The sequence below is a fragment of the Dyadobacter koreensis genome (assembly GCF_900108855.1).
Taxonomy (GTDB): Bacteria; Bacteroidota; Bacteroidia; order Cytophagales; family Spirosomataceae; genus Dyadobacter; species Dyadobacter koreensis.
Window position 1 is genome coordinate 130302 of sequence record NZ_FNXY01000006.1, and the last position, 17067, is coordinate 147368.

The window sequence follows — 17067 nt, forward strand, 5'->3', positions numbered from 1 at the left end:
CATGACACTTGAAGAAACACTTTCTCAGCTCGAAGGACTGGGATCAGAAAGAATGCGGGAATTTAATGCCAAACACGGTGTCGGGCAAAACCAGTTTGGTGTTAAAATGGGTGATATCCGGGCGGTGGCGAAGAAAATAAAAACCGATCATTCCCTGGCACTGCAACTTTGGAGTACTGAAAATATTGATGCGCGGTTTTTGGCAATTTTGATCATGAATCCGAAAAAACTGACGCATGAGGAACTTACGGAAATGGTCAGATCGGAAAAGTTTACGCATGTGGCAGATTGGTTGTATTCCTACGTTATCAAGGATTATCCGGAGACAGAATCGCTGCGAACTCTGTGGGTTGAATCCGAAAATGTGATGCTTGCCCGGGCCGGATGGAGCCTTACAAGTGGCTGCGTGGCCAGAAACCCGGATTTACTCGACTTGCCTGCTATCCTAGACAGATTAGAATCTGAAATGGCTGATTCAGCACCGGAAGTGCAGTGGACAATGAACTCTACACTGGCAAATATTGGCATACGTTTTCCGGAATATCGCAGCCGTGCACTTGAAATAGGAGAGAGGCTTGGAATTTATCGGAATTACCCGGTATCAAAAGGATGTACTTCGCCTTTCGCTCCGATATGGATTAATGAAATTGTACGCAGGCAAGAACAAACAGCATAAATCCTGACATTTTTTTAATAAAGCTGGCAAGTGGCAGCAGAAAATCGAAAACTTGACATTTGGTTGCGCTTGATTATGGTTTAGGTAAAGCATTAAAATGAGGGTATGCCTGCTACACATCAGAAAGCAATATCGTTCCTATCCATGTTTTTAAAGAATATTGTGCATGTCTATTTTTGACCTGGACTTATGGAAGAATCGAAAATAAGAGAACTTCGAATGACCAGATTGTTTTATGCGCCCTTGGAAAAAATGTGGGCAGTCTGGACGAATCCGGAACTGATCGTAAATTGGTGGGGGCCTGATGGCTTTACAAACACGATCCACAAAATGGATTTTTGTGAGGGTGGAGAATGGAAATTGACCTTGCATGGACCGGATGGTCGAAGCTATCCCAACAGAAGCATTTTTAAGGAGATTATTACAAACAAAAAAATTGTCTTTGAACATTTTAACCCGCACTTCATCACGACGGTACTCTTTGAACCGATGGATGAAAAGACTTGGGTCGACTGGTCGTTGTTGTTCGATACTGCGGAAATGTATGACCTCGTCGTAAAGGTGCACAAGGCAGACGAGGGGCAGAAGCAAAACTTAGATAAACTCGAAAGATACCTGATAAAAATACAGACGCTATGAAGTACGAAAAAAAGGAATTACAGCCGGAACATCTGGAAGAGCTTTTCAAAGTATTAAAGGACCGTTTTGAAAAAAATCAAAAAAGGCATGACGGCTTGGAATGGACAAAAGTGAAAGCAAAATTAGATTCTGCACCGGATAAGGTTTGGTCGCTGGATAAGATGGAAGAGACTGGTGGTGAGCCGGATGTGATCGGGTATGACAAAAAGACCGATGAATTTATTTTTTGTGATTGTTCAGCGGAAAGCCCGAAAGAGCGACGAAGTTTTTGTTATGACCTAATTGCACTAGAATCAAGAAAAGCGAATAAACCAGAAGCCAGCGCTGTTGAAGAGGCCGCCGATATGGGTGTAGAACTTTTATCCGAAGAACAATATCAAGCGTTGCAGGAGATTGGTAATTTCGATCTAAAAACGTCAAGCTGGCTCAAAACGCCTGCTGAGATCAGAAAACTGGGAGGGGCAATTTTTGGTGATCGCCGTTTTGGAAGGGTATTTATTTACCATAATGGTGCAGATTCTTACTATGCTGCCAGAGGTTTCCGAGGTTTATTGAGAGTTTAGCATTAGAGCCAGAATAAATAAAACACGTGGGACATTTTTTTATATTATCAGTTGATTTGAATGATACTGGATGCTTTTTCGATCGCCCAATATCATTCAAAAATCAGATCCGTGATAATCGTATGTGTAATACAAATTTACCGTGCTACATATAGAAACGATTTGGTTACGGACACCCGAAGGGGTTAAATTTGACTTTTTCGAAGTTTTCTTTTGCCGGGTTATTTCGAAGAGTCTAAATGTTTGATAATGGCGATGAGATCTTCATCGCCAAGTGTTTTTTCCGCCTGCCGAAATGATTCATACGCGGCCTCGCCAAGTGGCGTGTCCAGTCCCTGATCTCGGGCCAGACCGAGGTCTTTGTAAATATGTTTCAGGTAAAAAGCCGGTTCGAAATTATTATTCAGAATCGCATCCCCTTTGGTTTTTGTGTAAACATTTGCAAGTGCGCCATTATTGATGATCGTAAGGAAATCGTCAATTTTAATGTCATTTTTTTTGGCAAATAAAATTGCTTCTGACAGACCTTGGGTATAAAAACCGATCATAGAATTTACAGCTAATTTCGCTGCATTTCCTGCACCGGCACCGCCTACAAGTAAGGTGAGTTTGCCGAGTTTTTCCAGTATTTCTTTAACGTTTTCGTAAACATTTTCTTCTCCGCCGACCATGATGACAAGCTGGGCGCTTTCAGCTTGTTTCACACTTCCCGATACCGGTGCATCGAGATAATGATTATTTTGGTTACTGCAGAGTATAGACATTTCCCGACTGATCGCAGAAGAAACCGTGCTCATATTGATGATGGTTTTTCCGGATGTTTTCGCGCTCAAAAGGCCGTCTTCTCCGAGGAAAACAGCATGGATCGCCCGGTCATCTGACACCATGACAATTACGACATCGGATTGTTCGATTAACGCCGCAGGCGAAGGTGCGGTTTGTGCTCCCTTTGCCAGTAACTCTTCTTCTTTGGCTTTGTTCCGATTGTAGACGCTAACCGGCAATCCCGATTTTATCAAATTTTCAGCCATGGGAACTCCCATTTTTCCAAGACCGATCCAACCTATTTTTATTGTACTCATGTTTTTTCTTTGGGTTATATTGCGATCATGCAAAGTGATTAATTTTTCGTCCTATCCGAAAACTCATTTTATGGATTCTTTTGTTCATCAAAAACCAAACCATTATTTTCTCACGCACCATCCGCGGTAAATTTAACAAATCTTATGAGCTTGATTAAAGACATATACTCGCCTTCCTTCTACGGCAAATTTGCAGATGTTCTGGCAGAGGCGGTACCTTCCTTTGATAAGAAAAAATTTATAGAACTGATTTTTAATAAAGATTTTAACTCGATGGAGTGGAAGGAGCGAATGAAACACACTACCAGGGTTTTTCATGAATTTATGCCTGCTGATTTTCCAGAAGCCGTCAAAACTATTGAAAGGATTATCGCCAGATTAAGGAAGAATAATTTTACCGACGATAATCTGGCTTTCATTTTTTTTCCTGATTATGTGGAAGTATATGGAATTGAAGATCTGAAAACATCTGCAAAAGCTTTCGAATTTATCACTCAGTTTATAAGCTGCGAATTTGCTGTCAGGCCGTTTATTGTAAAGTATAATGATCAAATGATCGGCTATATGGTCAACTGGTCGATGCATGAAAGTCCGAAGGTTCGCCGTCTGGCAAGTGAAGGAAGCCGGCCCCGTTTGCCATGGGCGATGGCGATACCTGAATTAAAGAAAAATCCCCGGGCCATTTTACCGATTCTCGAAAATTTGAAAACAGATCCCTCCGAGTCCGTGAGACGAAGCGTCGCCAATAGCTTGAATGATATAGCGAAAGACAATCCAAAGATAGTCCTTGACATTGCTTTGAAATGGAAGGGAATCAGCAAGGAAACAGATGCAATTATTAAACATGGAAGCCGCACTTTATTGAAGCAGGGGCATTCCGAAATTTTGAAACATTTTGGCCTGGATGGAGCGAAAGTTTTGGTATCAGATTTCAAAATACTGACCCCGCATGTGAAAATTGGAGATAGCGTGGATTTCTCTTTTTCAGTTAAAAACGATACTGCCGAGCCTCAGGTTGTCCGGCTGGAATATGCGGTTTACTATTATAAGGCAAATGGGCAGTTATCGAAAAAAGTATTTAAGATCAGTGAGAAAATTTTTCAGCCAAACGAAAAAGTACAGATCCTAAGAAAGCAATCTTTTCGGATTATCACAACGCGCAAGTTCTATATTGGGCAACATAAATTGTCGGTAATTGCAAATGGAGAAGAAAAAACGGCGGCTGCTTTTGAGCTTATCGATTGAAGTATTGGTTTAATTAAAACGCCAAACCTCAATTTTGAGATGTGACTGCCATTTCTAGTTGAGCAGGAAATTCATTTTTATAAGTGAGAATAATGAAAATATGATGATCTGTTAATAGCGGGTTAACATGGCTGATTGTTTCATGCGATATATTTGGCAGGTATAAATCAATTGGAAAATCAGATGAAGAACGGACGGATGTTGCGTCTGATCTTCAATCTGTTATCAGTAAAGTATCGTGATCAAATGAATTCAAGGCGAGATTTCTTAAAAAAGGCAGCACTTTTATCAGGGACTGGTGCGATGGCAAATATGTTGCCTGCGGTTATTGAAAAGGCTTTGGCAATCAATCCGGAGCTGGGCAGCACATTTTATGACGCCGAGCATATTGTGTTTTTAATGCAGGAGAACAGATCGTTTGATCATCAGCTTGGCACATTGCAAGGCGTTCGCGGGTACAATGATCCGCGCGCGATTACGCTTCCCGACAAAAATAAAGTTTGGCTGCAGACCAATAAGGAAGGAGAAACCTATGGTCCTTTTCAGCTGAATGTGAAGGATACCAAAGTCGCGTGGATGGGCTCGATTCCGCATGGCTGGTCGGATCAGACGGATGCGATGAATGGTGGAAAATATGATAAATGGCTCGATGTTAAAAAGGCCAGAAATAAAGAGTATGCGAAAATTCCATTGACCATGGGTTACTGCGACCGCAAGGATTTTCCATTTTATTATTCTCTGGCGGATGCTTTCACAGTTTGTGATCACAACTTTTGTTCAAGTATAACCGGCACGCACCCAAACCGTCATTACTGGATGACAGGTACGGTTCGGGAGAAAAATGAGGTGGATGCTGTTGCGCATTTGTGGAACAACAGCAATTATGAGTATCCGGAATTGAGCTGGAAAACCTATCCCGAGCGGTTACAGGAAAACGGCGTTTCATGGAAAGTTTATCAAAATGAACTGACGATGGGATACGGCCTGAAAGGCGAACAGAGTGCATGGTTGAGTAATTTCGGGACCAATGTTCTGGAATATTATAAGCAATATAACGTACGTTTGCACGAAGGTGGAATTGCAAATTTGCAGACTAAAAAAGAAAATATTCTGCAGCAAATTTCCGACCTGGAAAAACAGCCATCTGATGAGAAAACTACACAGCGACTGGCAGCGGCGAAAAAGTTGTTGGGATTAATTGAAACTGCACAGTCAAGATTTACCACCGACACTTATAACAATCTTTCTGAACAAGCGAAGGAATTACATAATAAAGCCTTCATAACAAATATCAACGACCAGTATTATCATGAATTGGAAGCGTTGAAGTACGACGACGGCGGAAAGGAACGCGAATTGAAAGTGCCGAAGGGAGATGTGTTTCATCAGTTTCGTGAAGATGTGAAAAACGGAACTCTGCCAACAGTTTCCTGGCTAATGCCGCCTGCACACTTTTCAGATCATCCGGGGCAGCCGTGGTTTGGGCCTTGGTACGTAAGTGAGGCAATGGAAATTTTACTTCAAAATCCGGAGGTTTGGAAAAAAACGATTTTCATTGTAACCTATGATGAAAATGACGGCTATTTTGATCATATGGCCCCATACGTTGTCCCCAATCCATATAAGGAGCATACAGGAAAGGTGTCAAAAGGGATCGATCCAAAAATGGATTTCGTGACCCGAAGCCAGCAAACCAATCCATCCATGTCTGAAAGCAATATCCGTGAAGGTGCGATTGGGCTTGGTTATAGAGTGCCGATGATTATTGCTTCGCCATGGTCACGCGGTGGTTTTGTTAATTCAGAAGTATTTGATCATACCTCATCTTTGCAATTTTTAGAAAATTTCCTTGAAAAGAAATTCAATAAAAAAGTGAAGGAAGAAAACATTACGCAATGGCGACGGACGATTTGCGGAGATTTGACCTCTGTTTTCCGTCCTTACAACGGTGAGGATATTACCAAACCTGAGTTTCTCGATCGTAAACCTTTTATTGAAGGAATTCATCAGGCGCAATTCAAAGATGCACCAGCAAATTATAAACAGTTAACTGCTGAGGAAATACAGCAGATCAACACAAATCATTCTGAATCTCCTTATTTCCCGAAACAGGAAAAAGGAATTCGTTCGGCTTGCGCGCTGCCTTACGAACTTTACAGTCAAAGCGTTTTTAATAAGGATAAAAACAGTGTTGAGCTATCATTCAGAGCGGGAAATAAGGTTTTTGGAAACAAAGCAACAGGTTCTCCTTTTCGTGTTTATGCCATGAATCCGTATCAGAACGATTTGATGAAATCATGGGATTATAGTGTAGCTGCTGGTGATATGCTTCAAGATGAATACAAGATCAGTGATTTTGAAAACGGCCAGTATCATTTCCGAGTATATGGTCCAAACGGGTTTTTTCGTGAATTTTCCGGCGATTCAGAAAATCCGTTGGTGAAAATAGCTTGTAATTATGAATCGGCACGGCTAAACCCTTCCAGATTGACGGGTAATGTCGTTGTTTCGATCAAAAATAATGATACGAAACCGCACATTTTATCAGTTCTTGACAACAGTTATAAAACTGCTTCGCAGACTAAAACTGTTGCAGCGGGTGCGCAAATTTCATTCACTCTGAATATTACTAAAAACTATAACTGGTATGATTTCAGCGTAAAGTTGAAAGGATACGAAAAATTTGAGGAGCGATTTGCCGGCCACGTAGAAACCGGGACAATTACAAAAACGGACCCGCTGATGGGTGGGATTGTTTAGACGAATACACAGGCATAATAAAGGCCGGTTGACGATAAGTCTTCCGGTCTTTTTTTTATGTTTTGACTGTTATTTACAATTTGATGTATCCTTTTGCAACTTTCGTTATACTTAAATTATCTTATCAAAACTTTCGTTTAATATTAATTATTTGATAATTTATTAATATGTTTGTGTTAAATGCCGAATAATATATTGTTTTTCGATATTTTGTTCGAGTGAGATAAACGAGTGAATAATGTGTTAACCCGCGACCTACATAACGAAAAAGAATTGCTTGCACTTGCTTCCCAGGCAGATGAAGGTGCATTTACTTTGCTTTTCCATATGTACAAAAACAAACTTTACGGGTATCTTTTCCGCCTGACCGAATCTGAAATGTTATCGGAAGATATTGTTCAGGATGTTTTTATGAAACTCTGGAACGATCATCAATCGTTATCTTCCATTGAAAATTTTGGCAGTTATCTTTTCCGGATGTCAAAAAATCATGTGATTAACCATTTTAAAAGAATGGCGCATGAAACATCTATTATGGCAGAAATGTTTGGTCAGAACTCCGCCGGTCATAACGAAACGCTTGATATCATCGCGTTGAAAGATGTGGAAAAACTTTTGGCGGAAATTCTTGAAAAACTTCCTGCACAGCAAAAGATCGTGTACCATCTGAGCAGAGAAGAGGGCAGGACGCATGATGAAATTGCAAATCTGCTAAAAATATCTCCTAATACAGTCAAAAATCATATCGTTCAGGCGATGTCAACCATTCGAACAAACCTGCGCCGGCATGCGGATACCATGCTGACGATTGCCTTGATACTCTCGCTGAAAAAATAATTTAATTTTTTTCAAAACCGGCTAGTTCCTTAGTTCTTCCTGTTTGTCTTTTATTTGGTTATATGCCCGGATGGGTTTATGTCTATTTTGACTTTGTGTCATTTTATTACAATACGGGCGGTGAATAGCGGAATTTATAGTAGAAAATGGAATTGGTAAGAATTAATTATCTGACTGGAAAATTCTTTGCAGGGAACTGTACAGAAGCGGAAAAGCTGGAACTGGCTTCATGGATAAAACAAAATCCAGATGATGAAAAACTTGCCGCTATCTTGGAAAATTCGTGGCAGGACTTTGAGGCGCAGACAGAGATTTCTGAAAAATCTTCGGACCGTATTTTATCCAATATTTTTTCGGAAAGAGAAATAACGGATGGTGAAGATCAGGTAGAAAATTATCAGGTCAGGTCACTCTGGCCAAAAATAGCCGCAGCAGCTATTTTGATCCTCGGCTTCGGCTTATATTTTTGGTTGGGATCGAAAGAAACACAACAACTTGCAACGAATGAGTCTTTGAAAACTTCGGACTCAGATTTGCCGCCGGGAGGTAACAAGGCAGTTCTGACACTTGGAGACGGTTCCAATATTATTTTGGATAGCGCAGGGAATGGAAATCTGGCAAGCCAGGGGAGCGCGAATGTTGTGAAATCAAAAAACGGAGAGCTTGTTTACAGATCAAATAACAAGGAGAACGAAGCGATCGTCTTCAATTCTTTGGCTACTCCAAAAGGCGGGCAGTATCATATCGTGTTGCCCGACGGTTCGAAAGTCTGGCTAAATGCGGCTTCCAGTTTGAGATTTCCAACTGTTTTTAAAGGTAAGGAGAGAACAGTCGAAATTACGGGGGAAGTTTATTTTGAGGTTGCGCATAACACAAAAATGCCTTTTATCGTAAAAGCAAATAACACAGAAGTCACCGTTCTGGGAACCCATTTTAACGTGATGGCATATCCTGACGAGAAGGTTTTGAAAACTACCCTGCTTGAAGGCTCTGTAAGAATTTCAAGAGAAGGGAAATCTGCGTTGTTGTCTCCGGGACAGCAAGCGAGAATAACAGCAAGTTCCAATAGCATTAATGTGTTGAATGGTGTCGATACTGATAAGGAGATGGCATGGAAAAATGGATTTTTTCAATTTGAAGATGAAAATCTGGAGAGTATTATGCGTCAGGTTTCGCGGTGGTATGATGTGGCTGTGGCCTACGAAGGCAGTGTGAGCAGGGAGCGCTTCACCGGTCGACTTCCGCGAAATGCGAATATTTCGAAGGTATTGAAAATATTATCGCTCAGCGGATTGAAATTTAAAATAGAAGGTAAAACAATCACAGTAACACCATAACCCAAACCAGCACAGATGAAGAAATAAACACCTTTACTTTAATCAAAATCAGGTGTTGTCTCCTTTGCTCTGAAGCAAAAAAGAACGGGAACGTTGCAACCGTCCCGTTCAGCAGAGTCAGCACATTCACAAATTATCTCAAACCGTTTAGTACAAACCCAACAACAAAAGTATGAATCACAACTCTTTAATCCAAAAGAGGCGTGGACTGTCGTATATAGCTGACAGGTATCCCCGGCTCCTTTCAACCAGAACTATTTTGGTTATGAAAATGATCTTTATTTTTTCGCTGGCTTTTTGTATGCAGGTGAGTGCCAGCAGTTACTCACAGAAAATTACACTTGTCGCGCAAAACGCAACGCTGGAAAAAGTGCTAAAAGAGATTGAAAAGCAAAGCGGGTATTCATTTTGGTATAAAACCGAGCTGATCCAGAAGGCGGAAAAGGTGAGTTTCGTTATCAAAGAAAGCAGTCTGGAAAATGCACTGGAAAAATGTTTTAAAAACCAGCCATTTGAATATTCTATCGTAGACCAGACCGTCGTGCTGCAACCGCGAAAACAAACCAAATCGATTGCGCCGGTGAAAGAGATTTTGGAGTTGATTAAAGGTCGGGTCGTTGGGCCCGACGGAAAACCTTTGATCGGAGTTACCGTTATTGTAAAGGCAAGCAAACTGGGAACTACCACGGATACGGAAGGGAATTTTTCTGTAAATGCCGCCGATACGGATGTTCTTGTGTTCTCGTATATTGGTTTCACGACAAAGGAAGTTGTTGTTGGAAAACAAAGTAATATTTCCGTATCTATGGCCGAAAGCAACACTACGCTCAGTGAAGTGGCGGTAATCGGGTACGGTCAGCAGTCACGTAAAAATCTTTCCAGTGCCGTCAGCACAATCAAAACAGAAGAATTAAACCGGGGAGCAATTACTGACGTGGGCCAGCTTTTGCAGGGGAAAGTACCCGGATTGAACATTACAGCGAGTGGCGATCCGAACAAGCCAGCTGCGGTCGTGATGCGCGGTGCGTCGACGATCAATAGCGCGCAGGGACCATTCTACGTAATTGACGGCGTACCGGGAGCTGATATTTCTACTATCGCGCCGGACGATATCGCATCTGTAGATGTTTTGAAAGATGCTGCTGCTACCGCAATTTATGGTAACCGAGCAGCAAACGGCGTGATTATGGTAACCACGAAAAAGGGGAAACCTGGACAAATGCAGATATCGTACAACGCCTATGTCGGCATTGAAAAAGTATCCAATAAACTGGACATGATGACTGCTTCGGAACTGCGGGCATTTTTGGAAAAAAACGGAATCGGTTTTTCTCCGGCCGATGATAAAGGGGCAAGCACAGACTGGCAATCTTCAATCCAGAAAAAAACAGCAGTATCTACCAATCATAATCTATCGTTCAATGGCGGAGGCGAGCATACTACTTACAGCGCTAGCTTAAACTTTGTAAAAAAAGACGGCGTTTTGCTTAACAGTTCATTGCAACGCGTTATCGGGCGTCTGGGAATTGAGCAACTGGCTTTGAAAGATAAACTCAAATTCAGTTTTTCTGTGACCAATTCGCACAGCAGCGCGGATGATGTTCCGTATAGAAATACGGTTCTGTTGCAGTCAGCGATGTATTTGCCGGTTTCACCAATCAAAAATGCAGACGGAAGTTATTTTGAAAATTTCCAGAATACCAATTATTACAATCCTGTTGCGATGATAAACAACAGCGAAATGAATACGAAAACAAACAACCTGATCGGAAGTTTTAAAACGCAGGTTGAGCTTCCTTTTGGTTTGACTTACAATGTTGATCTTTCATACCTGAATTCGACCGCATTACAAGGTTCGTATTATAACAAATATTTTACGACCAATTACAACAATATGTACGACAACCCGGATCCCGGGGTCGGGTTTCACTCGGTGCAGGCATTTGGAAAAAATGGCCAGGCGAGCCGGAGTTCATATCAAAACACCAATAAAATACTGGAAACGTATCTGACCTGGAATAAGGAATTTGGAGATCATTCCCTGAATGCGGTGGTTGGTTATTCATGGCAAAATAATAAGATAGGCGAAGGTTTTCAAGTGACAACCAGCAACTTGCCTGTTGATAATATCAGCTATAATAATCTGGCACTGAGCAATCCTTATGGAATTTCTGGCTATCAGATCAGTTTTGGACCAGACGGTATTTACCAGGAAACACAATTAATTTCTGATTTTGCAAGATTTAACTACAATTACAAGAGTAAATATTTACTTCAAGGTTCTATACGTCGCGACGGAAGTTCAGTATTTGGTAAAAATAACCAGTGGGGATATTTTCCTTCGGTAGGTGCTGCCTGGCGGATCAGCCAGGAGTCTTTCATGGAAAATCAGTCATTGTTCAGCGATCTGAAATTGAGAGCAAGTTATGGCGTAACCGGAAACGCGACTGGATTTAATGCGTATACGGCGCAGTTTATTTCAGGAAGTCTGGGTACTTATTATTATAATGGAACCCTGACTGGTGCATATGGCCCTACAAAATCGGAAAATCCTGATTTGAAATGGGAGAAAACTGCAACGGCGAATATTGGTCTGGATTTCGCGATTTTTGGAAATAAGGTCAGCGGTTCTCTGGAGTTGTATGATAAGAATACAACGGGTATGATCTATTCCTACACGGTGGATCCGATTCTGGTGCCGTCGGGAAGCATCGTGGCCAATGGAGGAAGCGTTAATAACAAAGGGATTGAATTCAATCTAAGCGCAAAAGTTGTTTCCAACAGTAAGTTTAACTGGACAACCGGTGTAAATCTTGCGCACAACCGAAATTTGATCACAAGTTTGTCGAACCCTTTATTTGCCGGCGGTGATTCTGTTCTTCTTTCCCGGCCTGAAGGTGGCGGGCAATCGGGCAGATCCCTTCAGATTTTAAAGGCGGGCAAGCCACTTGGGCAGTTCTTCTCTTTCCAGTATGCCGGAAAAAATGAAAGTGGTGTTTCTCAGTTCCTTGCCGCAGACGGCAGCCTGACCACTACGCCGATTGTTGGAAAAGATTATCACTACATGGGTAGCTCGCAGCCGAAATTGTTGTTAGGATGGAACAACAATTTTAAATACGGCAATTTTGATATGAATGTGTTCATTCGAGGCGCTTTTGGAAACAAAATCTTTAACGCAACGAGGGCGGACTTGTTCAGGCCTAATACGGCGCAGTATACCAATATCCTGAAAGATGCTGCTGATGAATCAGTAAAAGATATCAATGCCTATTTCTATTCATCACGTTTTCTCGAAAACGGAAGTTTCGTCCGGTTCGACAATGCGACTTTGGGTTACAGTTTTAAAAAATTAGGGGCCTTTGTCAAAAACCTGAGAGTTTACACGTCGGTAAACAATCTTTTTGTAATCACGAAGTACACAGGAGTTGATCCGGAAGTAAATCAGGGTGGTATAGCGCCAGGGGTTGATTACAACAATTTTTATCCTAAAACGCGCACGTTCCTTTTTGGAGTTAATATTTCCATCTAATGCTAAAAACTGAAATCATGAAAAAATCATATATCAAAATATTATCATCGGCTTTTATGATTGGGATAATGGCGTCTTGTCATGACCTGGAAGTGCCGGTAACGACTGAGCTTACAACCGATGTTTTCCCAACCACAACCGAGCAATACATTTCGGCTTCGGGTCCTGCTTATGTTGCTTTAAGAGGGAATTTCGGCGCAGAATATTTTCAGCAGCAATCCTATACTACGGACGAAGGCATTATGCCTGCAAGAGGAGGGAACTGGTATGATGGCGGGCAAAATCAAACATTTCACTACCATAACTGGACGGTTGATAACAGTTATATCAACGGTAACTGGACATGGCTTTCTACGATTATCGGAGTTAGTAATCAAACCATTTCGATCCTAAGATCAAAAATGCCTGAAGGCGCAGCAAAACAAACTGGTCTTTCCGAAATCAAAATGGTACGTGCTTTTTCCTATTTCATGATGATGGATAATTATGGAAATGTACCATTGGATACTCTTTACGGTGATTTTACGCCGCGTACCAATACACCCCGTGCACAAGTCTTCGATTTTATCGAGAAAGAGATAAAAGAAGCTTTGCCTTATTTGAGCGATGTGTCCGGAGTGAGTACCTATGGGAGAGCGAACAAATGGACGGCCTACGCGCTGTTGGCGAAAATGTATTTGAATGCGGAGTATTACACCGGTACAAAACGGTACGATGATTGTATTGCTGCCTGTGATAAAATCATGAGCTCGGGCCTTTATGCAATCGAACCAAAGAGCAGTTATTTGCGAATGTTTTATCCATCGAATGGTCCGCAGATGAAGGAATTTATCTTTGCAATACCCTACGATCCTGCTGCAACAAATACATTTCCTTTCCGCTCTGTAAATAACCGTTCGCGCTATGATGTGCCGAGAAGTGAAGTCAAAAAGTTCAGCCTGCCTTTTACGCCAGCTGGGTGCGCGAGTACTCTGCCTGAGTTTTATGCAAATTTTAATGATAAGGACGATGTCCGGAATGGCCAGTGGCTTACCGGCTTGCAATACATGAACGATGGCGTGACCCCGGTAACAGTTACAACAACAAACTTGGGTTATGACCAGTTTTACAAAGGGGATAATCCTTCAGGGGCGTACACTTATCAGGTTAACTTGACACCGCAGATTACGCTGAGACAAGACGTTTCTGCATTCGATGCCGGTAATGATGAGATCGCATGGCATATGGGTTACCGTAATATCAAGTTTTATCCTGATGCTACGTCGATGAACAGAAATCAAAATAATGACATTCCAATTTTCCGCTATTCAGATATCCTGCTTATGAAGGCTGAGGCGATTTTGAGAGGTGGAGCAGCAACGCTGGGACATACGCCATTAATTTTGGTGAACCAATTACGTGCAGAAAGAACATCGGCTGCGGCATTATCGACTGTCGATCTTGAATTTGTATACGCAGAAAGAGCCCGTGAGTTTGCATGGGAAGGGTGGCGTAGAAATGATATGATCCGTTTCGGGAAATATGAAGGAAAGTGGGGCTTTAAGACAGATTCAGATATTAATCACCGTATTTTTCCGATCCCGAGAGTGGCTCTTCAGCTTAATCCTTCATTAAAACAAAATCCAGGTTATTGATTGGTCCGGGATGACTTATTCCTAAACGCTTAACAGGTTGTTTCCCTGGCGAAACGACGGATTTTAAGTGAAGCAATGATAAAAAATGGCGTAACCAATCATCTGAAAGGTTCGCCATTTTTCTATTGTAAATAGTAGAAATTTACGTTGCAGACTTTCTTCACTAAAACAAATGCTTAGTATCAAACATGACTTTACGAATAAGAAATGCAATTTTTGCAAATGTTAATTTTTTAGTTTTTCAAGCAGCGATCCTGGTTTTTTTACTTGCTTCGGGAGAGGCATTTGCACAAAAGGATTTAAAGCTGTGGTATAGACAGCCAGCCAAAAACTGGAATGAAGCTTTGCCAGTTGGAAATGGAAGAATCGGAGCGATGATTTTCGGGAGAGCGGATGAGGAATTAATTCAGCTCAACGAGGAAACGCTCTGGTCGGGAGGGCCGGTCAATACGAATCCAAATCCCGGAGCGGTAAAGTTTCTTCCGGAGATCCGCACCGCCCTGGCAAATGAGGATTACAAACTTGCAGAAGACCTTACGAAGAAAATGCAGGGGTTGTTTACAGAATCCTACGAGCCGCTGGGTGATCTGATTATCAAACATAATTTCACGGGAACGCCAACAGGATATTATCGGGAACTGGATATTTCTAACGCAATGTCATTAACTAAATTCTCGGTTGACGGCGTTGATTACAGCCGTGAAATTTTTATTTCGGCACCGGATCAAATCATGGTTATCAGGTTGAAGTCCAGCAAGAAAGGTACTTTGAGTTTTTTAGCTTCAACGAAAAGTCCGCTGGTATATACCAATGTTAGGATAAATAAAGATGAAGTTGCCATGAAAGGGCAGGCGCCTTCTCACACGGATCCGAGTTATATGCAAACGATGGAAATTCCGGTTGTCTATAATGATCCGTCCAGGTGCAAGGGTATGCGATTCGAACTTCGCCTGAAAGTGAAGGAATCGGATGGGAAAGTGACTTCTGACAGATTAGGTTTACATGTAAGTGAGGCAACCGAAGTAGTGCTTTTGGTTTCAGCTGCGACCAGTTTCAACGGATTCGATAAGTGTCCTGACAAGGATGGGAAAGATGAAGTTAAACTTGTTGAGGGATATCTGCAATCGGTAAGCGCTAAAAGTTTTGAGGCATTAAAAAGCGACCATATTGCTGATTATCAGAAATATTTTGACCGGCTTAGCCTAGTGTTAAATGGAAATCCAAAGGTAGACCAGCCAATGGACGAGCGATTGAAAAACTATACAGAGGGAGCGAAAGACCCGGGTTTAGAGGCTTTGTATTTTCAGTTTGGGCGTTATTTGCTGATTTCCAGCTCTCGTCCCAATGGAATTGCTGCAAATTTACAGGGTATCTGGAATCATGAAGTTCGTCCGCCATGGAGTAGTAATTTTACGACTAATATCAATGCCCAGATGAACTATTGGATGGTTGAAACTGCCAACCTTTCGGAATTGCATATGCCGTTGCTTGACATTATCAAGCAGATGGAAGTGACTGGAAAAGAAACAGCCAGAAATTTTTACAACGCAAATGGCTGGGTTGTTCATCATAATTCCGATATCTGGGCCACATCCAATCCGGTCAGCGGAAGTCCGTCCTGGGCGAATTGGCCAATGGGTGGTGCTTGGCTTTGCCAGCATTTGTGGGAACATTATCGGTTTACCGGAAATAAGGAGTTTCTCTCAAAAACAGCATATCCGCTTATGAAGTCGGCCGCTTTGTTTTGCATCGATTGGTTGATAGAAGACAAAAATGGCAAACTTGTAACCGCACCGGCCACCACGCCTGAAAATATTTTTATAACCGAAAAAGGCTTCAAAGGATCGGTTTCTGTGGCGACTACAATGGATATGTCGATCATCTGGGATTTATTCACAAATCTGATCGAAGCATCTGAAAGACTGAATACAGATGCCGATTTCAGAAAAATACTGATTGAAAAAAGGAGCAAATTATTTCCATTGCAGATTGGTAAAAAGGGAAACCTTCAGGAATGGTATAAGGATTGGGACGATACCGAACCCGAACACCGGCATATTTCCCATCTGTTTGGATTATTTCCTGGGCGGCAAATTTCACCGCTCAGCTCTCCGGTGTTTGCAGATGCGGCACGCCGGACTATGGAACTTCGTGGTGATGGTGGAACAGGGTGGAGTAAAGGATGGAAAATAAATATCTGGGCCAGATTACTGGATGGAAATCATGCTTACAAACTGATTCGCGAACAACTTAAGTTGACTGGCGTTGAGGGTACAAATTATTCAAAAGGTGGTGGTACATATCCGAATCTTTTTGATGCACATCCACCTTTTCAGATCGATGGAAATTTTGGAGGCACTTCCGGGATCACTGAGATGTTACTTCAGAGCCATGATGGAATTATTAACATTTTACCTGCAATTCCGGACGACTGGAAGAGTGGTGAAGTGAAAGGTTTAAAAGCAAGGGGCGGTTTCGAAATTGACGTTGCTTGGGAGGGTAGAAAAATTACTACGCTTACTATACGATCGAAGTTGGGAGGGAATTGCAGAATTGGAACGCCTACACCAATGAAGTCAATAAGGAAAAATAAGCTGCAATCGGCAAAAGGAGAAAACTCGAATCCGTTTTTTAAAACAATTCAACAGCCGATGGAGGGTGGAGCTCTGGTTAAAAAAGGAAGCCTTGCCCTTGATTTTGAAACAGAGCCTGGGAAAGAATATATTTTTAAAGCCGGAAAATAAGTAAAATTGAGAAAAGAGCGG

At 41.8% G+C, this 17067-nt stretch carries 11 protein-coding genes; 10 read left to right on the forward strand and 1 reads right to left on the reverse strand.

The window, feature by feature from the left end:
- Position 1 precedes the first annotated feature (1 nt).
- The 3 genes from BMY70_RS19310 to BMY70_RS19320 all read left to right on the forward strand — a co-directional run bounded on the left by BMY70_RS19310 (position 2) and on the right by BMY70_RS19320 (position 1878).
- On the forward strand, positions 2 to 676 hold the full coding sequence (locus BMY70_RS19310) for a DNA alkylation repair protein (RefSeq protein WP_090337940.1): 675 nt from the start codon (positions 2 to 4) through the stop codon (positions 674 to 676).
- 189 nt (positions 677 to 865) lie between these two features.
- Entirely contained in the window at positions 866 to 1315 is a 450-nt protein-coding gene (locus tag BMY70_RS19315; protein ID WP_090337941.1) for an SRPBCC domain-containing protein, read from the forward strand.
- Positions 1312 to 1878, forward strand: coding sequence for a DUF4256 domain-containing protein (locus tag BMY70_RS19320; RefSeq protein WP_090337942.1), 567 nt, complete (start codon positions 1312 to 1314; stop codon positions 1876 to 1878). Before BMY70_RS19315 ends, BMY70_RS19320 begins: the two co-directional genes overlap by 4 nt.
- 221 nt (positions 1879 to 2099) lie before the next feature.
- Here the strand turns inward: BMY70_RS19320 and BMY70_RS19325 are convergent, their stop codons facing one another.
- Entirely contained in the window at positions 2100 to 2993 is an 894-nt protein-coding gene (locus BMY70_RS19325; RefSeq protein ID WP_262485752.1) for an NAD(P)-dependent oxidoreductase, read from the reverse strand.
- 111 nt (positions 2994 to 3104) lie between these two features.
- Between BMY70_RS19325 and BMY70_RS19330 the strand changes: the two genes are divergently transcribed.
- From BMY70_RS19330 to BMY70_RS19360, 7 genes are all read left to right on the forward strand, one after another.
- Entirely contained in the window at positions 3105 to 4205 is a 1101-nt protein-coding gene (locus BMY70_RS19330) for a DNA alkylation repair protein (protein ID WP_090337944.1), read from the forward strand.
- A 183-nt stretch (positions 4206 to 4388) separates the two neighbouring features.
- Positions 4389 to 6965, forward strand: coding sequence for a phosphocholine-specific phospholipase C (locus BMY70_RS19335; protein ID WP_310590647.1), 2577 nt, complete (start codon positions 4389 to 4391; stop codon positions 6963 to 6965).
- 231 nt (positions 6966 to 7196) lie between these two features.
- Positions 7197 to 7802, forward strand: coding sequence for an RNA polymerase sigma factor (locus BMY70_RS19340; RefSeq protein WP_143072134.1), 606 nt, complete (start codon positions 7197 to 7199; stop codon positions 7800 to 7802).
- Positions 7803 to 7948: 146 nt separating this feature from the next.
- A complete protein-coding gene (locus tag BMY70_RS19345) occupies positions 7949 to 9139 on the forward strand; it encodes a FecR family protein (protein WP_090337946.1) in 1191 nt (396 codons plus the stop codon).
- 265 nt (positions 9140 to 9404) lie between these two features.
- Positions 9405 to 12668 carry a TonB-dependent receptor gene (locus BMY70_RS19350; protein WP_177197077.1) on the forward strand — a complete coding sequence of 1088 codons (3264 nt, stop codon included), beginning with the start codon at positions 9405 to 9407 and terminating at the stop codon, positions 12666 to 12668.
- Between the two features lie 17 nt (positions 12669 to 12685).
- A complete protein-coding gene (locus BMY70_RS19355) occupies positions 12686 to 14302 on the forward strand; it encodes a RagB/SusD family nutrient uptake outer membrane protein (RefSeq protein ID WP_090338318.1) in 1617 nt (538 codons plus the stop codon).
- A gap of 188 nt (positions 14303 to 14490) precedes the next feature.
- Positions 14491 to 17046 (forward strand): glycoside hydrolase family 95 protein, encoded by a 2556-nt coding sequence (locus BMY70_RS19360; protein WP_090337947.1) that lies wholly within the window; start codon positions 14491 to 14493, stop codon positions 17044 to 17046.
- Positions 17047 to 17067: the final 21 nt, after the last annotated feature.